This is a genomic window from Clostridium sp. OM05-9 (genome assembly GCF_003481465.1).
Lineage (GTDB): Bacteria > Bacillota > Clostridia > Lachnospirales > Lachnospiraceae > Coprococcus > Coprococcus ammoniilyticus.
Map to the genome: position 1 here is coordinate 183,879 of NZ_QULF01000005.1, position 20,208 is coordinate 204,086.

The window sequence follows — 20,208 nt, forward strand, 5'->3', positions numbered from 1 at the left end:
GATTTACCAAAACAAGGGCATTTGAGTCCGCCGGTACTTGATGGCGCATAAGCGGCATCTTAGTACCGCTGCAGGACTCAACGAGCGGAAGCGTCCCTTGGTTGGTAATGTCAAGGTATACGAGTATTATAATATATATAACTCTAACATTTATTTCTCTGCAGAGAAAAGGAGACAACATGGAAGATAAATTCATCTTAGGCGGCAAGGAATTCAAGAGCCGTTTCATTTTAGGATCAGGCAAATACAACCTGAATCTGATCAAGGCAGCAGTCGAACAGGGAGGGGCAGAGATCATCACCCTTGCATTACGACGTGCAAATACACAGGAAAGTGAAAATATTCTGGACTATATTCCGGAAGGAGTTACCCTGCTTCCGAATACTTCCGGTGCAAGAAATGCCGAGGAAGCTGTCCGTATCGCAAGGCTCAGCCGGGCAATGGGCTGCGGCAATTTTGTAAAGGTAGAGATCATGCGTGATGCAAAATACCTTTTTCCGGATAATTATGAGACTGTGAAAGCAACCGAGATCCTTGCAAAGGAAGGCTTCGTGGTACTGCCATATATGAATCCAGATTTAAATGTAGCAAGGGATCTTCAGAATGCAGGTGCGGCTGCTGTTATGCCGCTTGCAGCTCCGATTGGAAGTAATAAGGGGCTTGCGACAAAGGCTATGATCCAGGTATTGATCGATGAGATCGACCTGCCGATCATCGTGGATGCCGGCATCGGAAAACCATCTCAGGCATGTGAAGCAATGGAAATGGGTGCGGCTGCGATCATGGCAAATACAGCCATCGCAACAGCAGGTGATGTACCGGAGATGGCAGCAGCATTTAAACTTGCGATCGAAGCAGGAAGAAAAGCATACCTGACCGGAATGGGTCGTGTCCTTGCAAGAGGCGGAAGTGCTTCCGATCCTTTGACAGGTTTCTTGCGTTAGGAGGCAGTCGGAAATGAACGAAGAAAATCAGGTATATTTTGTTGACAGTGACAAGCTTCCACAGGAAGCGCTAGCGCGCAAGCATCGTCTGGAACAGGATGCATCGTTCCGGACAAATCATATGGAATATATGGAAGGCATGCAGGTGATTGATTCGGATATCAAGGACAAAGTACTTGCGGCTATGGATGCATATGACTATGATTCCTATACTGCGGCAGATGTAGAACGTGCGCTGTCCCATGAGAGCTGTACGATCGAGGACTTTAAGGCATTGCTGTCACCGGCAGCAGCACCGTATCTGGAACAGATGGCGAGAAAAGCAGAGGAGATCACGAAGAATCATTTTGGTAATACAGTCTATATCTTCACACCGCTTTATATTGCAAACTATTGCCAGAACTACTGCATTTACTGTGGCTTCAACTGTTATAACAACATCCGCCGGAAGAAGCTGACGATGGAGGAGATCGAGCATGAGATGCAGGTTATTGCGCATACCGGCATGGAAGAAATTCTGATCCTGACAGGCGAGAGCCGGGCATATTCGGATGTTACATATATCGGGGAAGCGGTGAAGATCGCAAGAAAATATTTTAAGAATATCGGAATCGAGATCTACCCGGTAAATGTGGATGAATACAAATATCTGCATGAATGTGGTGTTGATTATGTGACTGTTTTTCAGGAGACATACAACACGGACAAATACGAGACCTTACATCTGATGGGACACAAGCGCGTCTGGCCATATCGTTTTGATGCGCAGGAGCGTGCGCTGATGGGCGGCATGCGTGGAGCCGGATTTTCAGCACTTCTGGGACTGGATGATTTCAGAAAGGATGCACTGGCAACGGCACTTCATGTCTATTATATCAACCGCAAATACCCACATGCAGAATTATCATTGAGCTGCCCGCGTTTGCGTCCAATCGTGAATAATGAGAAGATCAATCCAAGGGATGTAGGTGAGAAGGAGCTCTGTCAGGTGCTCTGTGCATATCGGATGTTCCTGCCATTTGCCGGAATCACGGTATCGAGCCGTGAGAGCGCAACATTCCGAAACGGCATTACGAAGATCTGTGCAACAAAGGTTTCTGCCGGAGTATCGACCGGAATCGGTGATCATGAGGAGAAATACGAAGGTAAGGAAGATTCGGATGTAGGAGATGAGCAGTTCGAGATCAACGATGATCGTTCCTTTACGTCCATGTATCAGGATATGGAGAAGGGCGGCTTACAGCCGGTCTTAAACGATTATATTTATGTGTAAATGTTATGAGCATGCGATCGTGATCACCAATCGCGCGCTGGTAAACGGAGATTTTCTGGAGCAGCTTCAAAAGGTTTCGCAGGTGCATCCGCATGCATTGATCCTGCGGGAAAAAGATTTGTCTGATATGGAATATGAAAAGCTGGCTGACAAGGTTCTGGAGCTTTATGGAGAGGCAGGCATACCTGTCTTTCTGCATTCCAGAATGGAGAGTGCAGAAAGACTTGGCTGTGAGAATATTCATTTGTCGATTCCTGTGTTGCAGGATTTGCCGGATGTTCAGCGTGATGTGCTGACAACGAATTTTAAAAAGATCAGTGTGTCCTGTCACAGCATGGAGGATGTCGAGCTTGCAGTTAAGAGCGGAGCGACACAGATTGTGCTTGGAACGATATTTGAGACAGAATGTAAGAAAGGGCTGAAGGGCAGAGGGCTGGAATTTGTTCGTGAGATCTGTGCGAATTGTCCGGTCCCGGTATATGCGATCGGTGGAATCAATGAAGAACGCCTGCTACAGGTGATGGAAGCCGGTGCGGCAGGCGGTTGTATGATGTCAGGATTTATGCGGATGTAGGAAGATATGCCATGGTATATAGAGTAATATCATGTGCCATCTTCTTCTCGGCAGTTTTCGTCATGCCGCAATGTTCGTATTTGACAACCTTTTGGATGTTGTCGGTGTCAAGGATGCAGGGGCAGCCACGTTTGGCGGCTTCTGCAAATGGCAGCTCCAGAACCTTCTTCATGAAGCCCTGTCCCTGATAAGCCTGTAAGACGACTACCATCGAGACGGCGATATAATCTTTTTCTTTGCGGTATAATTTCTTATATTGCTCGTTTGATCCGGTTGCGATATTTAATAATGATTTAAATGGTATCTCGCGCAGCATTCTCCGGATCATATGCAGAGCAGGTCCGAGGGGCTGTCTGGTATTCTTATCCCAGTATGCGAGGAAGCCTTCATATTTTTCGGAGGTTGTATATAACGTACCCATCCGGTAATAGAATTCAGTAATGATCTCGAAAGATTTGACGAGGTCATCATGTGGAATCGTCTCGGCGATTCCGGGAGATGCGGCAAATGCTTCCCCGATCAGTCTGCTGTATTTTTCTATATCTTCTGTTGACCAGTTCTCAATCTTTATCATGTTTTACCTCCAAAATTTCCTTTCAATATGTTTGAAAAGTCAGCATGATTTTCCATAATCTGAAAGTTTGCTGTTTTTTACTTCACATATCGTTCGTTTAATGTATTCTAAAAAATAATATCTCTGCAATCACATAATATTATATTAATAAAATGTGAGTTATAACTTATATTATGTATGGCTGTAGAATATCACGCCGGGATTTTGCTGTCAATAGAAATGTGAGTATATACTCATGTTTTATTGACTTTATTTTTTTATATGATTATACTGGAAACAGTAAAACTATATGAACGGAATTGTTTTTTACATAAAGGAGTAACACATGCCGGAAGAAATTCGTATCCCAAAACAGAAAAGAAGCATTGAGAAAAAGGAAGCACTGAAGAAAGCGGCGGTCGAGCTGTTCTCGACAAAAGGGTTTCATAATACCAGCAGCAATGAAATCGCAAAGAAAGCAAATGTGTCGATTGGTACATTTTACAGCTATTTTGTTGATAAGAAGTCGTTATATGAGGAATTGATCACAGATCTTTATAATGAATCTTTGCAGGAGATCACGATCATGGATGTGTCCGGGTTCACATCTCCGCGGGAATTTGTCAGAAAATACGTTGCTCTGATCCTACATAATCATGAATACATGACAGCATTCCAGAAGGAGATATCCGCCTTGTCCCTGCAGTATGATGACTTGCACGAACTGGAAGCAAGGGCGCGCGCGGGTGCATTTCGGACATTTTTCTCACTGCTTGAGACGAATGAACAAATGCTCAGAATCTCTGATCTTAAGACCACATCCCTGATCCTTCAATGTGCATTGGAGTCCGTTGTGCATGAGGTGACTTTCTATGAAAATGACTATGATAAAGAAAAAGTCATCGATGCGCTTACGGATCTGATCTGCCGATATTGTATTGCAGATGAATATGATAAGAAAATGTAAGAAAGTGTGGAATCTGGCAGTCATTTAGAGTATACTGTCCATGGACGTTAGAATATACTAACTTGTGTTAGAGACAGGAGAACAACATGAAAAAACAATTTTTTGAAAACGAAAAAGATGGATTTTATGGAACGTATTACGAAAATCCCAAAGGGGCGGATTGTGCCGTGATCGGATTATTTGGGGATGATCCGAATGATTATATGGCGAAATGTGGAGCAAAATGGCTTCACAGACAGGGTGTAAATGCTATGTGTGTATCTCCGGGCAGAAAAAATTACAGTCATGTCAATAATCCGCTGGAAAGAATTCAGACCGCAATAAAGTGGTTACAGGATCATGGAAACCGGAAAATCGGTATTATGGGGATGAGCACGGCCGGAATGGATGCGATCGTTGCAGCATCTTATTTCCCGGATATTACGATGACGATTGGGCTTACTGCCAGTGATTTTGTATGGCAGGGATTTGAACAGGGAGAAAAGGATGGCTGTAAGGAATGGCCGATACCGAATGCATCCACACTTTCATGGCAGGGAAAGCCGCTGCCTTATATGCCATTTGTCTATGAACATCCGGTGTATTGGCAGAAGATTGAGGAAGAAACAAAAGGCTCCGGTGATATCACACGGTCGACCTGCTTGTTTATAGATTCGGAAAAGGCAAGATCGCATACAGAGGAAGAAATGGTAAAGGTTGAGAATATAAAAGGTCGCTTATTCCTGATCGGTGCGGATGATGACAGCTTCTGGGAGGCTGGCAAATATGTCCGCCGTATGGATCAGCGTTTAAAGGAACATCCACATACATGTGAATACGATGCTCTTGTTTATGAACATGGTACTCACTTTGTATTGCCGGAAACTTTGCTTCGGATCGCACTTCCGGTTGGACTCAAATTTGTATTGAAATTTGTCTTTAAGGCTGCAAAAGATTATCCAAAGGAATGTGAGGCAACCAGAAAAGATATTGACCACAGACTGTCCGCAGCGTTAAAGGAGTGGACAGCGGATTAATATCCGTATTTGCTCTTATTGATCTACGGATTTATCATTGCTGTATATTCGTATGGGTTTGTTCGATTTCGGAAAACGAAGAAATCCTGCAGGCAGTAAAACGCATTGGACAAATAGACATATTATGATATAATTTGCATATAATATAAACGGAGGTGGTTTTTATGTTAACATTAAAGGAATCAATCAGACCATCGGCTGATTTAAGAAACCATTATAATGATATTTCAAAACAATGTAAGGAAAATAAAGAAGCGGTAATTATTACAGTAAATGGCAGAGGTGATACGGTAGCCCTCTCATATGAAGAATATAAAAATATGAAAGCTCGTATAGAGTTACTTGAAATATTAGCTGAGGCAGAGGATGATATAAAAAATAATCGTGTTGCACCGATAACTGAAACATTTGATGATTTGCGTAGAATGCTTCAGGAGGGCTAAGTATGGAATATGAGGTAATACGAACTGATACTGCGGATGCAGGAATCAGAAAAATAATTTTATATATAGCTCAGAATTTTGGCAATGAAGTAGCTTTGGAACAACTTGATTATATAGAGAAAAAAATTCTTGAACTTGGAAATGATCCATATATTGGAACAGATCCAAGATACCTTGTTCTTAAACGACAAGGATATAAAGTCCTTATACTAAAAAAGAATCTGTTTTTTTATAAAATTAATGAAGAGAAGAAAACGGTTATTGTATATGCGGTAGTGGATGGCAGACAAGACTATTTGAATATAATACGTGGATTATAGAAAGTGCGCAAATTTTCTGGACAGAAATTAAGAATGAATTTGAAGGTTCCCTCATACAATTACTTATCGGGATTTCCGATTCATACAAAGTATGAAGACAATTCAAGGAGGGGATTTTTTGTCTGAGAAAATGAGTGAAGTCTACGAAGCATATGACATGGAAATACTGGGTGCCGTCAGAGGCCGGGGATCTATGATCCTGAAAACGGATCGGGGAATCAGGCAGATATCTCCATTTGACGGCAGCGAGGAGCGGCTGGAGCAGGAACGGGAATTTAAGGAAAATCTGTATGAGACAGGATTTCACCATATTGACTGCTGCGTGCCGAACCGGGAAGGAGAGCTGATCACCTGCGACCGCTACGGGAATCCATATGTGATGCGGGAATATTTTGAGGGACGGGAATGTAATTCCGGAAGTATCTGCGATCTGAATCAGGCGGCTGCAAATCTTGCGGTATTTCATATCCGGGGGCGTGAGCTGTATGCAAAAGAGGGGAGAACGTATGCGTACCGTGAGCCGGGCAACTTCAGACGAAAAACGCAGGAAATGAAAAAAATCCGGAGCTTTATCTCAAAGCGTCCGACGAAGAATGATTTTGAACTCTTATATATAGAAGCATATGACGCATTTTACAGACAGGCAATCGACTGTCAGGCGATGATGGATGCCTGCGACCGGACAAATATTGCCGGGCATATCGGATATTGCCATGGAGCATATAATTACCACAGTGTGTTGTTTTGCGGTGGGTATCTGGCGACTGTGAATTTTGACCGGTTTCATGTCGGATATCAGTTGATCGACTTATATCAGTTTATACGGAAGGTCATGGAAAAGAATAATTATAACTTCAATATGGCGGTGAAGATCATAGAAGAATACGATCGTATCCTGCCGCTTACCATAGAAGATTATCGATATATCTACATATTATATAGTTATCCGGAGAAGTTCTGGAAGGTCAGCAATCGCTATATGAACTCCAGAAAATGCTGGATTTCCCCTGCAAATCTTGAAAAACTCAGTAAACTTATAACAGATGAACAAGAAAAACAAAAATTTTTGAGTGATTTTTGCAATCATTATGGGTTCACAAGTTAGGAATTTGAATGTATAATGTCATGTGTGAGAAAATCTAACTTTGGGATTTAGGAAATATATTAAGTGTAATGTTTTAAAGGAACGCACAGGAGGAAATATTAAAATGAGCGAACGCAATTATATGGAAGTATATGAGCAGTGGGTCAACAATCCATTATTTGGTCAGGAGACTAAGGATGAACTTCTTTCAATCAAGGATGATCCAAAAGAGATAGAAGAAAGATTCTACTGTGATCTGGTATTTGGTACTGCCGGACTTCGTGGTATTATCGGTGCCGGAACAAATAGAATGAACAAGTACGTTGTCCGTAAAGCAACACAGGGTCTTGCAAATTATATCATCAAGCAGGGCAAACAGGATAAGGGTGTTGCTATTGCATATGATTCCAGAAGAATGTCACCGGAGTTTTCCATGGAAGCAGCATTATGTCTTGCAGCAAATGGAATCAAGGCATACAGATTCGAGTCTTTACGTCCAACACCGGAGCTGTCATTTGCAGTTCGCTATCTGGACTGTGTAGCAGGTATTAATGTAACAGCCAGCCACAATCCACCGGAATACAATGGTTATAAAGTATACTGGGAAGACGGTGCGCAGATCACACCTCCACATGATACGGGAATCATGGCAGAGGTTAAGGCCATTACAGATTTTGCAGATACCAAGACAATGGAAATGATCGATGCGATCAAAGCAGGACTTCTGGTAACGATCGGTGCAGAAGTTGATGATGCATATATGGGCGAACTGAAGAAGCTGGTTCTTCATCAGGATGCTATTGATAAATATGGTAAGGATCTGAAGATCGTATATACACCACTTCATGGTACCGGAAATATTCCTGCAAGAAGAATTCTTTCTGATCTTGGATTTGAAAATGTATATGTTGTTCCGGAACAGGAACTTCCGGATGGTAATTTCCCAACAGTTGCTTACCCAAATCCGGAAGCAAAGGAAGCATTCGCCCTTGCTCTTGATCTTGCAAAGAAAGTAGATGCAGACCTCGTTCTTGCAACTGATCCGGATGCAGACAGACTTGGTGTATATGCAAAGGATTCCAAGACAGGCGAATATAAGGTATTTACCGGTAACATGTCAGGAAGCCTTCTGTGTGAATATGAAGTAAGTCAGATGAAAGCACGCGATGGCAAACTGCCAGAGGACGGTGCAATCATTAAGACGATCGTTACAACAAATATGGTTGATGCGATCGCAAAATATTACAATACAGACCTGATCGAGTGCTTCACAGGTTTCAAGAACATCGGACGTGAGATCTTACGTTTCGAGCAGGAAGGAAAGGGAACTTACCTCTTTGGTTTCGAAGAGAGCTACGGCTGTCTGATCGGAACACATGCAAGAGATAAGGATGCCATCGTAGCAACAATGGCACTTTGCGAAGCTGCTGCATTCTATAAAGGACAGGGTAAGACTTTATGGGATGTTATGATGGATATGTATGAGAAATACGGCTACTATGTAGATGATATCAAGACTGTAACTCTGAAGGGTGTAGAAGGTTCCAAGAAGATCGGACACATCATGAATGTACTTCGTGACAATACACCGGCAGAGATCGCCGGATATAAGACAAAGGTTGTTCGTGACTACCGTCTGGAGACAATCAAGAACCTTGAGACAGGCGAAACTGTTAAGACCGGTATGCCGAACTCAAATGTTCTCTACTATGAATTAGAGAATGATGCATGGCTTGCAGTAAGACCATCCGGTACAGAGCCAAAGATCAAGTTCTACTATGGAATCAAGGGCAGCTCATATGATGAGGCTCAGAAGATGTCCGCAGAAGCAGGCGACAAGATCATGGATCTGATCTATGATATCTTAGAGAAATAATAAAAGCTTAATTTAAATATAAAACACAGGGATTGCCCCTGCACAGACCATAAGCCCCATTACAAATGACTCGCTGCGGTTTCTGTTCAATGCATATGCCTGATTCGTAAATACTCCAGCGCTAACTCGCCAACTAAACGTTGGCTCAGACAAGCGCTCGTATTTACTGGTAATATGCATTTCACGACGAAACCTTCACTGACGTCATATTATAATGGGGCTTATGGTCTGTACAGGGGCAATTCCTGTGTTTTCTGTTAAAAAAGAAGGGCACAATGTCCCTAAAATATCAAAATGAAAATAGCCTTGATCTGTAAATGTTAGATATCGATATCTTAGAGAAATAATAAAAGAAAAACTTAATAAAAGACTGAGGCTCTATATAATTTATGAAGCAGACCTGTTCGAACGAAAGTGTTCTGCGGAATAAATTGATATAGAGCCTCAGTCTCTTTTATTCAAAGTAGGAAATTATTTAACGATTACAACGTTAGTAGCTCTTGTTCTTGAACCACCCTTAGGATCTTCCTCTGTGTCGAATGTAACCTGCTGACCTTCAACAAGTGTCTTATATCCTTCACCCTGGATAGCTGAGAAATGAACGAATACATCTCCGCTTCCATCATTGTTTGAGATAAATCCATAACCTTTTTCTGCGTTAAACCATTTTACTGTACCGTTGTTCATGTGGGTACCTCCTTATATATTTCTTGCTTGTACCCAATGAAAACGTGCATCATTTATGAGAGAAATACGATTAAAACCTTAATCCATACGTCCGCTTAAAAGCGATTACATAGTTAATCTTGAATACGCTCTCATAATAGTATGGGCGCACCTATTTGTCAAGAAAAACAAGGTAAAAATAATGATAAAATCCGGTAAAAAATGATCCATGGGTTCTTGGCAGAAAAAGAAAAGTAGGGTACTATAAATACAGGAAAAATGCAAAAACAGGAGGAGAGCGTATGAGAAAGGGAAAACGTCTGATTGCATGGATCATGGCAGTTGTTATGCTGTTTACAATCTGTGTATTTGGTGGAAATGGAACGGCGGAAGCGGCAGCTACAACACCGGTTGCAAAGCATGGAAGACTGTCTGTAAAGGGAGCAGACCTAGTCGACAGTAAGGGAAATAAATTCCAGCTCCGTGGTATCAGCACACATGGAATCAACTGGGATGTCGGATCGCCATATGTGAATAAGAAGGCATTCAAGACGCTTCGTGATGACTGGGGCGTGAATGCGATCCGGTTGGCAATGTATACCGAAGAATACAATGGCTATTGCAGTGGCGGCAGTCAGGCAAAGCTTCGGAAACTGGTGGATAAGGGAGTCGGATATGCGACTGATCTTGGTATGTATGCGATCATCGACTGGCATATCTTAAGTGACGGGAATCCGAATAAGAATAAGGCGCAGGCGAAGAAATTCTTTACCACGATGGCAAAGAAATATAAGAACAATAAAAATGTTATTTATGAGATCTGCAATGAGCCAAATGGCTGTGGCTGGAAAGAGATCAAATCCTATGCGACAGACATTATCAAAACGATCCGCAAATACGACAAGAAAGCAGTTATTATCGTGGGAACACCAACCTGGTCACAGCTTGGAACGGATGGAACGTCAAATGAAGTTGCAGACAGCCCAATCAAGGGATATAAGAATATCATGTACTCCCTGCATTTCTACGCAAGTGAGTGGGCGCACAATGAATATCTTCCGGCAAAGGTTGCTTATGCAAGAAAGAAGAAGCTTCCGATCATTGTATCTGAGTTTGGTTTATCACCGGCCAGTGGCGACGGAGCCATTAACAAGGCATCCGCAGACAAATGGATGAAGCTGCTTAACAAATATAACATCAGTTATTTCTGTTGGAGCCTCAGTAATAAGAACGAGTCGGCATCTTTGCTTAAACCATCAACAAAGAAAACCTCCGGCTGGAAGTCAGGTGACTTATCCACAGCAGGAAAGTATATCAAGAAGAAATATCTTGCGAGAAAGAAAGCTCTTGGCAAGAAAGCATAGTGATCATGTATATGAGATAAACAGTAATATCGGCAGACAGCCAGATGGTCTGTTTGTATAATGAATCAATCATATTTTGCACCTGTGTATCATAGAATAAATAATACAGGGAAATCGCATGAAGCGAATCGGATTTTTCCAGAATGATGACAGGATGTGATGGTATGAAGAAAAATAACAGGATTCTAGCCTGGTTCACCATGGTTTTGTTAGCATTTGCAATTCCATATGTGGGAACCAGGCTTTTTGTGCGTTATCGGGATGTGTCGGATGCCCGGATCGCGGCACTTAGTAGCAGCCGGGATGTGTGTATCCTGCAAAATGGCAATTACAGGCTGATCGACTGTGAAGAATATATTTTGTATGTCCTTGCCGGATTGTATGACCCGTCATGGGATGTGGAGATGGCAAAGACGATGGCAGTTCTGACCCGGACTGCGATCTATTATGAAATGAACGATCAGGCGGATACTGCAAATGGCGGGGGGAAGATCATCAATGAGGGAGATCTGAAAGAGATACGGATAGAGAAAGATGAATTAAAGCAAAAATGGGGGAAAGAATATAAGCAGAATATGGAAATGGTATATCAGGCTGTGAAGGATACAATGGGACAGGTTATCGTTTATGATGGCAGACTTATTATTCCGGTCAGTCATGCAGTCAGCATAGGGGTAACTGTTAGTGCAGAGGAATTATATGGTACTGCGATTCCATATCTGGTATCCGTTGACAGCAGTCAGGATATCCAGTCGCCGGATTTTTCATCGACAAAGATTTACAGTGCGCTTCGTATAAAGAAAGAATTTGGCATGAATGGAGAGGGAGAAGCGTTTGACGGATCAGAGAATCTGGGGCAGACCGACGTGGATGTTGAAAAAAACGAATCTGCGACGACTGGTTCAGCACAGAGTGAGGAACAGGTTGTGGATGCGGATGCACTGACTGTGCTTGAGGCGACGAAATCAGGATTTGTCCGAAAGGTAAATGTATTCGGTACGGTCGTGACGGGAGAGACATTTGCACAGACCCTGTCACTTGGAACGACAAATTTTCATATCGATCAGGTCGAGGAGGGATATCGGATCATCTCGATCGGTAAAGGCTCATCCCTTGGAATGTCGTTGTACGGAGCCGGATGGAAAGCCGATCAGGGCAGTACATATCGTGAGATCATTGCATACTATTATCCGGAAACTTCGATCGCGGATGGAGCGGCATATTAAACACCTGCGAAAATATATAAGGATAATTACCAATATATTAAGGATATTTGAAAGCATACAGATGGAATTGCAAAGTGGTTGCTTTGCAAATCATTTCATTTCGCTGGTGGCAGGATACGACAAAATGCATAAGATAAATAAAAAGCTTGTGGAAAATATTTGCCTGTGTATATAATCCGGAAGTTCAGGCAACAATATCCATGAGGTGATAAACATGAAGAAATTTTTGAATGTTATTAAGAGAAATATTTTCTACATTGCCCTGATCGCCGGAATGGTGGCACTTGTAGGACTTGTAGCTCTATATAATGTGAAAACCCAGTCAGATGATGAAAATGCTGTCAGCTCGGAGACAGTAGAAGAAACCGCAGACAGAAGCAATCTCGGAACAACAGAAGCAGTAAAGGAAACACTTGGCGGTACCGCCAAAGCAGAGGACAAGACAGAAGCAACAACAGAGAAAAGCTCAGAAGTAGAAACCGGAGCAAATGCTGCCAAGGTGGAAGAACAGATCGAACTGAATTATGACGGCAGTACGGCTCTTATGTGGCCACTAAACGGAAATGTGATCATTCCATTCAGCATGGACACCACAGTATTCTACGAGACATTAAACCAGTACAAATGTAATGCCGGAATTGTATTGGAAGCAGCCGAAAATGATAAAGTATCAGCCGCTTACAAATGCAAGATCACAGAGATCACAAGCACACCGGAATTTGGAAATGTGGTAAAGGCATCCCTTGGAAATGGCTATGAAGTCATGTATGGACAGCTTAAGGATATCAATGTTTCTGTTGGTCAGGTGGTAGATGCCGGCTGCACCATTGGCACTGTAGCAGAACCAAGCCGTTATTATTCAAAAGAAGGAACAAATCTGTATTTCGCAATTACCAAAGATGGCAAACCGGTCGATCCTGTATCATTGATCGAAGGGGAATAATCAGAACAATCCATATAAAGTATAAGAACAGATGCATGTCGTATCCACAGGGTAGGGTGTGTGTCTGTTTTTTATTTTATCTCCTTCCTCTGGAACACCAACAGGGAAATAACAGTTGGCAGGATCAGAAGTACGGCGGCGATCTCCATAGCGTGAACAATCAGGCCGGTGGTTAGTGTCTGCCATGCAACAGCGGTCAGGCAGACGGTAGGAAGATTGGTGTAGATGATATGGAGTGCGTCTACTTCCGGGAAAATGGCATAGAAAAGCATGATGCCATTTGGCAGCAGGGCAACGACTACAGCATAGATACCGCACCACAGAAGGTCTGTGGAGAAGAACATACACAGGGAGGATGCCATTGTCTGTCCGGCGATGATCATGGGAAGCATGATCACAAAACGCAGAAAATAATTCTGATATGCCGAAGCGGTCAGACTTCCATCATGACGGAAACAGATGTAATTCGTCAGCAGATAGGCTGCAGATACCACAACGATTCCGATAAGCAGCAATAGTGTATTCACGATACATTTGCCAAAGAAAATTGTGTTTCGGCTGGTTCCGAATGACACGATATTCTTCATCGTATTATTCCTCCATTCACCGGAGAAACCGATATCGGTGGTGAAAATAATGCAGTACCAGACGATCGTTGCCATCATGTACAGACCAGCGTTCATAATATCTGCACCTTCAATCGTAAATGGGATTCGGATGACATGGATGGCATACCAGACAGATACGTTGATCAAAATGGCAATGACCACTCCGATAATGAGCAGGGTATATGGATAAGCCCGATGGCTTACTTTGTAACATTCACTTTTGAGGAAATTATTCAATCGTTGTCCCTCCTAACAGTTCAATAAAGAAATCTTCCAGTGTAGTTTTCGCAATCTCCAGTGAGTACAGATCGTATCCCATTTCAAATAAGAAACGGCTGATCTTCTCAGTCGGGTAAACCGCGTTATTTTCAAAATAAATATAAATGGTATCATCATCTGCATTGTAGGATGCGTCAAGTTGGAGCTCTTTTGAAAGACATTCAGCAGCTTTTTCACCATTACTGGTATGCACCTTTACATAGCTTTTTTCTTTTGCTTCTAGTTCCTCAGCAGACATTTCCTGTAAGATCTGACCATGATCGATGAATCCGTAGCAGGTTGCCATATTTGCAAGCTCGGATAGAATATGGGAGGAAATGATGATTGTGAGTCCGTTCTCTTTGTTCAGCCGCAGCATCAGCTTTCGCATCTCGACGATGCCGGCAGGATCCAGACCATTGATCGGTTCATCTAAGATCAGAAATTCCGGATCGTGCATGAGCGACAGGGCGATTCCCAGACGCTGCTTCATGCCGAGGGAGAAATTTTTGAATTTCTTATCTTTAGCTTCATAGAGTCCCGTTTCTTTCAGAACCGTTTCTACAATGGATGGATCGTCGATTCCACGCTGGATACGATAATATTCCAGATTGCGTTCCGCAGAGAAAAATGGATAAAATGCCGGAGTTTCGATGATAGCACCGGTTCTTTTCCGGGCTTCATTTAGTCCATGTGTTCCCTTCTTTCCAAAAAGTTCGATGCTGCCATAATCAGGGGCATTCTGTCCGGTAAACAGGCGGAGAAGTGTCGTTTTTCCTGCACCGTTTTTACCGATCAGAGCATAAATGTCGCCCTTTTTCACGGACATATTTATCTTATCAAGTGCAGGCTTATCACCGTATATCACTTCTACATCTGTTGCTTTTGCAATGACTTCTGCCATGGAACAGCACCTCCTGATTCAACCGAATTTTCCTATAATCAGCATACTGTTTTGCCGCAGGAAAGTCAATTCATGGAGCAGACTCCAAGTTGAAACATTTTTAATTTTTTTCAAAATTAAAAATGTGCAGTTTGTAAGTTTATATATGTGCTGGTACAAGGTAACAATTATACAGAATCATCTAATGAAAGTGCATAATGAAAAATAAGGAAAAATAGTGAAAATTAGTGAAAAAATAGTGAAGATATAATGGAGAAAAAAGCCCATATTTATTATAATAAAGAAAATATCCTGCCAGACAGGACGACAAGGGGAGAGCTGCAAATGATGCAAATGTTAAAAATCATGTTCATTATTCTAGTGGGAATTGGCATGTTGGTCATGGGGATATACACATTTATCCGGTTGAAAAAACGACGCAGGGAATTAAAGCGGCTGTTGGATAATATTGCTTCGGGATCAACGGTGGATCAGTTGTTAAAGGAAAACCATCCGAAGCTGTCAGCTATGGATGAGATGGAAAAATATATCTATATCATAATGGGACTTGGAGCCGGGTTTGTTTTGTTTGGAGCATTTTTCATGGCGCAGGAGCTGATGGAGAGAAATGTCATACCGGATATGACAGGAACGACCGGGTGGATGCTTGTGCAGCGGCTGGTTGCATTTGCATCCGGCATCATTCTCCTTTTTACAGGAAGTGGCATGAAGAAGAAACAGGTAAAAGAAAATGATTACATGGATATGATGATTCCGGGGAAGGTAGTCGGAGAAGTGCCGGGAGCTAAGACGCTGACACCGGGAAAGGCGATCCTTACGATCCAGTATACCGATCCTTATGATGGCAGTGTGCATAACTATCAATTGGCGCAGGAATTGAGCCGGAAGAAGCATCCGGTTGGCAGCGAATATCCGTTGTACTATTCCAGAGAGCAGCGCAAGGTATACGATCCGGGATCAAACAAAGTGAACCGGAAAACAGAACTGTTTCTCAAATGGCTGGGGATCATCATATGTTTGGTGTCCGTGTTGAGTATAGTCATGTTGTTTATTATGTAGGCATTTTACATTAATTCTAAAAAAATGAAAATATTGATATTGACAGTTAAACCATCTAAGTACTTCTGGTGAAGGAAAGGGTGGTTTTGTTATAGGGACATTGATGATTTTTATTGACAATAGTATATATAGGGCATATACTTAAATTACCTAATGGGTAATTTGAAAAAGGGAGGAAAGAATTGAAATTAATTTATACAAATGCCAAAATTGAAGAACAATGTACCAGTTTAAAAGCAGCCAGAATGTGTTTTGGTGGGAATAATATACTGGCAACCAGTCTTTTGGCCAGGATAAATGCTCTGAAGCAGGCAGACACTATTAAAGATATTATAGTTCAACCATCTTTTCACTTTCATGATCTTAAAAATAAGGATGGAAAAAACTATAAAGGGTATTTTGCTATTGATGTGAAATCAAGGACAGATCAGTGGCGTATAATATTAGAACCGTTAGATGAAAATAAGGAACCATATGTTCCTTGCAATATTGATGAGATATCCTCAAATGTGAGGATTGTTGAAATAGTGGAGGTGAGCAAACATTATGAGTAATTACATTGAATATAATGATACGGTTGCATTTCACCCAGGATATTATATTAAAGAAATTGTAGAAGAAAGTGGATTAACTCAGGAAGATTTTGCAAAGAGGTTGGACACTTCACCTAAGAATTTAAGTCTCTTGATTCGTGGTGAACAGAGCTTGTCTATTGATATTGCAATGAAACTTTCCAGAATGCTTGGGTCCAGTGTGAATTATTGGTTAAATCTTCAGAATGCTTATGATGCATTGATAGCAGAGTTTAAATCGCAAGAAGAATTGGTAAGGGAAAGAAAAGTATTTGAATTATTTGATTACAAGTATTTTAGAGAAAACTTTGGTCTTCCCGATTTGCCTAGAAAGAAGGATGAACAGATAAAAGAACTTCGGGAATTCTTGAATATTGCGACTTTGACTGTACTTACAAAACGTGATATGGCTGTAAGCTTTAGAAGTTCAACAACAGCGTTAGAAGAAGCTAGTACAGTTAAAGCTAATACAATGGTTCAGATTGCTATTAATAAGGCATTGACAGTTGATGCCCCGAAGTTTAATAAGAAAAAATTTGAAGACGCTGTACAGTATGCTTTGACTTTGACTAAGAATCATGGTGAATTCTATCCTTTGATTCGAAAGGCATTTGAGGAGTCGGGTGTTATATTTGTAATTTTGCCGAATATTTCCGGTTCCAAGATTAATGGTGCTACTAAAAAGATAGGTGAGAACATTATGCTGATGGTTAATGATAGAAGACTTAATTCTGATTCTTTCTGGTTTACCCTGTTTCATGAGATAGGGCATATTATCAATGGTGATTATGGGATATCGTTTGAAAAGGAATCAGGGGAGCAAGAACTGGCAGCTGATTTATTTGCAGAGGATAACTTGATACCAAGAGACGAGTATAATGATTTTGTAGCGAGCAGGAAATTTGGATTAAATGATATTATTGGTTTTGCAGAAGTAATTAATAGAGATCCCGGTATCGTACTAGGTAGATTACAGAATGACGGTTTGGTCAGATTTGATGATTGGACAATGAAACCAATAAGACATAAATATAAGGTTAAGATGATATAATGAACGCAAAATCCATTTGCTCGCAAGGATGCAATTTTGCGGAATGCATAGAATGTGCGAAGCACATGATATTATTGATTTAATAGAAGGTGTTCATAAAGAAGAATGCCGATGCAGGGTTTGCTCTGGCTTTTGTAAATAACATTGCGAGGATTTCGTTGTGAGATGCATATTGTCAGTAAATACGAGTGCTTGTTTGAGCCAAAGGCGAGTTAGCACAGGAGTATTTACGAATAGGACAATATGTATCGAACAGAAAACGGAGCACGTTATTTCAAAAGCCAGGAGCGAGCCCTGCATCGGCATTCTTTTCTTTGCGAAAATATTACTCCTGCCTAATCCGGATATCGCCGCTGGTTGTGGTGACACCACATTCATATTCGGAATTATTTGCACCATGTGGAATATCGATATTACCACTTTGTGTATTTGCGGAGAAGCTATAGCTTCGGTCAGAATCCAGCTCCAGGTCAATATAGCCGCTCATAGCAGATATGTCGATTGCTTCGGCATCCGCAATGTTCATATCCACATCGCCACTTGCTGTATTGCAGGTTAGGCTGGTATTTGCGGAAAGTTCGCTGGCAGATATATAACCGCTTGTTGTGTAAAACTCGGCCTGGCCGGCAGCGGTACGGTTCAACAGGATATCACCACTTGAAGCATGAAGCTCCAGCAGTGTTGTAAATGAACTATTGCTGATAGAGATGTTACCTGATGAAGTCTTTGTCGTGAGCGTATTGGCTTCGATATCTGCGATGCTGATGTCTCCACTGTTCGTTTTGAGACTGGTGAATGCAGAATTGCCGGCTGGCTCGGTATTCGGCTTATAAGAATACCGATAATCAATATTTCCGCTTGCGGTAGTAACCTGAATTGCCTGATATTCCTTCTCTGCCAGATATATGGTTGTCTTGGTATCGGAGCCAAATCCGAGTGAGATTGTCGGATGGTGGGTACGTTTGTCTTCGCATCGGAACGTCAGAACGCCGTCTACGACTGTTGCGGTATTGACCAGTCCTTCGGTATCATAATATTCAATGTAACTGTTCCCAGTGTCAGAATTCCTGATGACTACATCAGTGGATGCTTCGCCTGCGATATCAACGGCGTTGAAATCATCTTTGATCTGAACTGTTTTTTTTACATAGTCCGGCAAAGCTTTCATGCCGAGCAGGTCGACAGAACCATTTGGAAAATGGAATCCGTTAATTGCAATACTTAAGAAAGCGATAATGACGCCGACTACTATAAATATAGAAGCAACAATAACAGCTTTTTTGGATTTACTCATAATTATCTCTCCTTTACAAACATTCTCTTAATTCCATTGACGGATGCCTTGTACAGCTTGAAAATGCCGATCGTAACAGGCTTTACGGCTACGATGAACAGGATCGCAAGTCCGATTCCGGCAAATGCAGCTCCAAGCATGAAAAGGGCAGCCGGAACATTCTGTGTAACAAAAAATGGAATAACTCCCAGCAGCCCGGCGATACCTGCAACTGCCATCGAGAGTACGATTACATAGAAGGACAGGAGAAGTGCCAAAATGACAACCGCCATGGCAATGACCAGAACGATCGCGGTCAGTAACAGCGGAGCCCATATAGGAGAACCAAGAATCAGCAAAATGATCTCCCATGCCTTTAATCGGTGGGATGGTTTGATTTTTTCTTTCACAAGTTTCGTCAGTGGCATATCTGCCAGGATCTGATCAACGACATCGTCCGGGGCATCCATATCGGCAACCGCTTCTTCCTCCGACAGGCCATCTTCCATACGGTCATCGATCATTTCACTATAATAATCCATAAATTTATTAATATCGTCTGCCGGCATTTTCCGGATCTTTCCCCGGATCGCTGACAAATATTCCTGTTTAGTCATTGTCATTCTCCTCTCTGATAATAAAACGATATATAGATTCAAGTTCTTTCCATTCTTCTTTAAATTCCTCGATTCGTGCTTTGCCTGCATCGGTAATATGATAGTATTTCCGAAGCCGTCCGTTGTGTTCTACGGAGCGAACGGTGAGGAATGCGCCGGCTTCCAGTCTTCGCAGGATCGGATACAATGTAGATTCCGATATCGTTACAAAGGGTTTCATATCCTTGATGATCTGATATCCATAAGAATCTTCATCCTTGATCGCAGCCAGTACACAGACATCCAGCATACCGCGTTTTAATTGAATATCCATATGTATACCTCCTTATGCACTATACTATATGACGTATAGTATAATATGTCAAGAGGTATTTTGTAAAAAATAATTTGACAAGAATGCTCATGGTTGCTATACTCAAGGTTGATAAAAATAAGAAGAAAAGCGATGACAGAGACAGTAGATCATGTTTGAAAGGCAGAGCGAGCCGGAGATGGTGCAAGACCGGTGCGAGTAGAAGATGATGGAAGATCACTCTTAAGCTTCAGACCGAAAACGACAGCCAGTAGGCTCTGACGTCATTCCCTCGTTACGGGAAGCACATATGTTAGTATGCAAG

General features: G+C 41.9%; 22 protein-coding genes. 15 read left to right on the top strand and 7 right to left on the bottom strand.

The window, feature by feature from the left end; translation table 11 throughout:
* Positions 1 to 179 precede the first annotated feature (179 nt).
* Genes DXB77_RS09755 through DXB77_RS09765 form a run of 3 tightly spaced genes read left to right on the top strand, consistent with a single transcriptional unit; the run spans position 180 to position 2,791 of the window.
* Complete coding sequence (locus tag DXB77_RS09755; protein WP_021944230.1) at positions 180 to 944, top strand: thiazole synthase; 765 nt, start codon at positions 180 to 182, stop codon at positions 942 to 944.
* Positions 945 to 957: 13 nt separating this feature from the next.
* The gene (gene thiH, locus DXB77_RS09760) at positions 958 to 2,217 is read left to right on the top strand and encodes a 2-iminoacetate synthase ThiH (protein WP_118663125.1); all 1,260 of its coding nucleotides are present in this window, start codon (positions 958 to 960) and stop codon (positions 2,215 to 2,217) included.
* The gene (locus DXB77_RS09765; protein ID WP_118663126.1) at positions 2,210 to 2,791 is read left to right on the top strand and encodes a thiamine phosphate synthase; all 582 of its coding nucleotides are present in this window, start codon (positions 2,210 to 2,212) and stop codon (positions 2,789 to 2,791) included. Before thiH ends, DXB77_RS09765 begins: the two co-directional genes overlap by 8 nt.
* Here DXB77_RS09765 and DXB77_RS09770 read toward each other — a convergent pair.
* The gene (locus DXB77_RS09770; RefSeq protein WP_117807998.1) at positions 2,778 to 3,365 is read right to left on the bottom strand and encodes a GNAT family N-acetyltransferase; all 588 of its coding nucleotides are present in this window, start codon (positions 3,363 to 3,365) and stop codon (positions 2,778 to 2,780) included. The two genes, DXB77_RS09765 and DXB77_RS09770, sit on opposite strands and share 14 nt — an antisense overlap.
* Before the next feature lie 325 nt (positions 3,366 to 3,690).
* Here DXB77_RS09770 and DXB77_RS09775 point away from each other — a divergent pair, with 325 nt between their 5' ends.
* The 6 genes from DXB77_RS09775 to DXB77_RS09800 all read left to right on the top strand — a co-directional run bounded on the left by DXB77_RS09775 (position 3,691) and on the right by DXB77_RS09800 (position 9,050).
* The gene (locus DXB77_RS09775; RefSeq protein WP_118482992.1) at positions 3,691 to 4,311 is read left to right on the top strand and encodes a TetR/AcrR family transcriptional regulator; all 621 of its coding nucleotides are present in this window, start codon (positions 3,691 to 3,693) and stop codon (positions 4,309 to 4,311) included.
* An 86-nt stretch (positions 4,312 to 4,397) separates the two neighbouring features.
* Complete coding sequence (locus DXB77_RS09780; RefSeq protein WP_118663127.1) at positions 4,398 to 5,327, top strand: acyl-CoA thioester hydrolase/BAAT C-terminal domain-containing protein; 930 nt, start codon at positions 4,398 to 4,400, stop codon at positions 5,325 to 5,327.
* 164 nt (positions 5,328 to 5,491) lie between these two features.
* Positions 5,492 to 5,770, top strand: a complete 279-nt coding sequence (locus DXB77_RS09785; protein ID WP_008399788.1) for a type II toxin-antitoxin system Phd/YefM family antitoxin — start codon at positions 5,492 to 5,494, stop codon at positions 5,768 to 5,770.
* Between the two features lie 2 nt (positions 5,771 to 5,772).
* Positions 5,773 to 6,090: a type II toxin-antitoxin system RelE/ParE family toxin gene (locus DXB77_RS09790; protein ID WP_118482996.1), complete on the top strand. Its 318-nt coding sequence runs from the start codon at positions 5,773 to 5,775 to the stop codon at positions 6,088 to 6,090.
* A 118-nt stretch (positions 6,091 to 6,208) separates the two neighbouring features.
* A complete protein-coding gene (locus DXB77_RS09795) occupies positions 6,209 to 7,195 on the top strand; it encodes a hypothetical protein (protein WP_242996065.1) in 987 nt (328 codons plus the stop codon).
* A gap of 103 nt (positions 7,196 to 7,298) precedes the next feature.
* Positions 7,299 to 9,050 carry a phospho-sugar mutase gene (locus DXB77_RS09800; protein WP_118663128.1) on the top strand — a complete coding sequence of 584 codons (1,752 nt, stop codon included), beginning with the start codon at positions 7,299 to 7,301 and terminating at the stop codon, positions 9,048 to 9,050.
* Positions 9,051 to 9,521: 471 nt separating this feature from the next.
* On the opposite strand, the gene DXB77_RS09805 is transcribed toward DXB77_RS09800, so the two are convergent.
* The gene (locus DXB77_RS09805) at positions 9,522 to 9,737 is read right to left on the bottom strand and encodes a cold-shock protein (RefSeq protein ID WP_008402359.1); all 216 of its coding nucleotides are present in this window, start codon (positions 9,735 to 9,737) and stop codon (positions 9,522 to 9,524) included.
* 281 nt (positions 9,738 to 10,018) lie between these two features.
* Between DXB77_RS09805 and DXB77_RS09810 the strand changes: the two genes are divergently transcribed.
* The 3 genes from DXB77_RS09810 to DXB77_RS09820 all read left to right on the top strand — a co-directional run bounded on the left by DXB77_RS09810 (position 10,019) and on the right by DXB77_RS09820 (position 13,249).
* Positions 10,019 to 11,080 carry a glycoside hydrolase family 5 protein gene (locus DXB77_RS09810; RefSeq protein WP_117808004.1) on the top strand — a complete coding sequence of 354 codons (1,062 nt, stop codon included), beginning with the start codon at positions 10,019 to 10,021 and terminating at the stop codon, positions 11,078 to 11,080.
* Positions 11,081 to 11,244: 164 nt separating this feature from the next.
* Positions 11,245 to 12,306 carry a SpoIID/LytB domain-containing protein gene (locus DXB77_RS09815; RefSeq protein ID WP_182439473.1) on the top strand — a complete coding sequence of 354 codons (1,062 nt, stop codon included), beginning with the start codon at positions 11,245 to 11,247 and terminating at the stop codon, positions 12,304 to 12,306.
* Positions 12,307 to 12,520: 214 nt separating this feature from the next.
* Complete coding sequence (locus DXB77_RS09820) at positions 12,521 to 13,249, top strand: M23 family metallopeptidase (RefSeq protein WP_118663130.1); 729 nt, start codon at positions 12,521 to 12,523, stop codon at positions 13,247 to 13,249.
* 71 nt (positions 13,250 to 13,320) lie between these two features.
* Here DXB77_RS09820 and DXB77_RS09825 read toward each other — a convergent pair whose 3' ends face one another.
* Entirely contained in the window at positions 13,321 to 14,094 is a 774-nt protein-coding gene (locus tag DXB77_RS09825) for an ABC transporter permease subunit (RefSeq protein ID WP_118663131.1), read from the bottom strand.
* Positions 14,087 to 15,019, bottom strand: a complete 933-nt coding sequence (locus DXB77_RS09830; RefSeq protein ID WP_118663132.1) for an ABC transporter ATP-binding protein — start codon at positions 15,017 to 15,019, stop codon at positions 14,087 to 14,089. The genes DXB77_RS09825 and DXB77_RS09830 overlap by 8 nt, the downstream gene beginning before the upstream one ends.
* Positions 15,020 to 15,343: 324 nt before the next feature.
* On the opposite strand from DXB77_RS09830, the gene DXB77_RS09835 reads away from it, so the two are divergent.
* The 3 genes from DXB77_RS09835 (at position 15,344) to DXB77_RS09845 (ending at position 17,701) form a co-directional block, all read left to right on the top strand.
* Positions 15,344 to 16,078 (top strand): hypothetical protein, encoded by a 735-nt coding sequence (locus DXB77_RS09835; protein WP_147353811.1) that lies wholly within the window; start codon positions 15,344 to 15,346, stop codon positions 16,076 to 16,078.
* Positions 16,079 to 16,260: 182 nt separating this feature from the next.
* Positions 16,261 to 16,632 (top strand): hypothetical protein, encoded by a 372-nt coding sequence (locus DXB77_RS09840; protein ID WP_118483004.1) that lies wholly within the window; start codon positions 16,261 to 16,263, stop codon positions 16,630 to 16,632.
* The gene (locus DXB77_RS09845; RefSeq protein WP_117784530.1) at positions 16,625 to 17,701 is read left to right on the top strand and encodes a HigA family addiction module antitoxin; all 1,077 of its coding nucleotides are present in this window, start codon (positions 16,625 to 16,627) and stop codon (positions 17,699 to 17,701) included. Before DXB77_RS09840 ends, DXB77_RS09845 begins: the two co-directional genes overlap by 8 nt.
* Before the next feature lie 325 nt (positions 17,702 to 18,026).
* Here the strand turns inward: DXB77_RS09845 and DXB77_RS09850 are convergent, their stop codons facing one another.
* Genes DXB77_RS09850 through DXB77_RS09860 form a run of 3 tightly spaced genes read right to left on the bottom strand, consistent with a single transcriptional unit; the run spans position 18,027 to position 19,904 of the window.
* On the bottom strand, positions 18,027 to 18,995 hold the full coding sequence (locus DXB77_RS09850) for a DUF4097 family beta strand repeat-containing protein (protein WP_118663134.1): 969 nt from the start codon (positions 18,993 to 18,995) through the stop codon (positions 18,027 to 18,029).
* Positions 18,996 to 18,997: 2 nt separating this feature from the next.
* Positions 18,998 to 19,591, bottom strand: a complete 594-nt coding sequence (locus DXB77_RS09855; RefSeq protein WP_118483008.1) for a DUF1700 domain-containing protein — start codon at positions 19,589 to 19,591, stop codon at positions 18,998 to 19,000.
* The gene (locus DXB77_RS09860; RefSeq protein ID WP_008402371.1) at positions 19,584 to 19,904 is read right to left on the bottom strand and encodes a PadR family transcriptional regulator; all 321 of its coding nucleotides are present in this window, start codon (positions 19,902 to 19,904) and stop codon (positions 19,584 to 19,586) included. Before DXB77_RS09860 ends, DXB77_RS09855 begins: the two co-directional genes overlap by 8 nt.
* Positions 19,905 to 20,208: the final 304 nt, after the last annotated feature.

Excerpts from the sequence above, each read along its gene's own strand:
- DXB77_RS09855 (WP_118483008.1), bottom strand. The coding sequence starts at position 19,591 with ATGACTAAACAGGAATATTTGTCAGCGATCCGGGGAAAGATCCGGAAA.
- DXB77_RS09755 (WP_021944230.1), top strand. The coding sequence starts at position 180 with ATGGAAGATAAATTCATCTTAGGCGGCAAGGAATTCAAGAGCCGTTTC.
- DXB77_RS09835 (WP_147353811.1), top strand. The coding sequence starts at position 15,344 with ATGATGCAAATGTTAAAAATCATGTTCATTATTCTAGTGGGAATTGGC.
- DXB77_RS09850 (WP_118663134.1), bottom strand. The coding sequence starts at position 18,995 with ATGAGTAAATCCAAAAAAGCTGTTATTGTTGCTTCTATATTTATAGTA.
- thiH (WP_118663125.1), top strand. The coding sequence starts at position 958 with ATGAACGAAGAAAATCAGGTATATTTTGTTGACAGTGACAAGCTTCCA.
- DXB77_RS09845 (WP_117784530.1), top strand. The coding sequence starts at position 16,625 with ATGAGTAATTACATTGAATATAATGATACGGTTGCATTTCACCCAGGA.
- DXB77_RS09780 (WP_118663127.1), top strand. The coding sequence starts at position 4,398 with ATGAAAAAACAATTTTTTGAAAACGAAAAAGATGGATTTTATGGAACG.
- DXB77_RS09860 (WP_008402371.1), bottom strand. The coding sequence starts at position 19,904 with ATGGATATTCAATTAAAACGCGGTATGCTGGATGTCTGTGTACTGGCT.
- DXB77_RS09820 (WP_118663130.1), top strand. The coding sequence starts at position 12,521 with ATGAAGAAATTTTTGAATGTTATTAAGAGAAATATTTTCTACATTGCC.
- DXB77_RS09770 (WP_117807998.1), bottom strand. The coding sequence starts at position 3,365 with ATGATAAAGATTGAGAACTGGTCAACAGAAGATATAGAAAAATACAGC.
- DXB77_RS09765 (WP_118663126.1), top strand. The coding sequence starts at position 2,210 with ATGTGTAAATGTTATGAGCATGCGATCGTGATCACCAATCGCGCGCTG.
- DXB77_RS09790 (WP_118482996.1), top strand. The coding sequence starts at position 5,773 with ATGGAATATGAGGTAATACGAACTGATACTGCGGATGCAGGAATCAGA.
- DXB77_RS09805 (WP_008402359.1), bottom strand. The coding sequence starts at position 9,737 with ATGAACAACGGTACAGTAAAATGGTTTAACGCAGAAAAAGGTTATGGA.
- DXB77_RS09810 (WP_117808004.1), top strand. The coding sequence starts at position 10,019 with ATGAGAAAGGGAAAACGTCTGATTGCATGGATCATGGCAGTTGTTATG.
- DXB77_RS09800 (WP_118663128.1), top strand. The coding sequence starts at position 7,299 with ATGAGCGAACGCAATTATATGGAAGTATATGAGCAGTGGGTCAACAAT.
- DXB77_RS09775 (WP_118482992.1), top strand. The coding sequence starts at position 3,691 with ATGCCGGAAGAAATTCGTATCCCAAAACAGAAAAGAAGCATTGAGAAA.
- DXB77_RS09785 (WP_008399788.1), top strand. The coding sequence starts at position 5,492 with ATGTTAACATTAAAGGAATCAATCAGACCATCGGCTGATTTAAGAAAC.
- DXB77_RS09815 (WP_182439473.1), top strand. The coding sequence starts at position 11,245 with ATGAAGAAAAATAACAGGATTCTAGCCTGGTTCACCATGGTTTTGTTA.
- DXB77_RS09830 (WP_118663132.1), bottom strand. The coding sequence starts at position 15,019 with ATGGCAGAAGTCATTGCAAAAGCAACAGATGTAGAAGTGATATACGGT.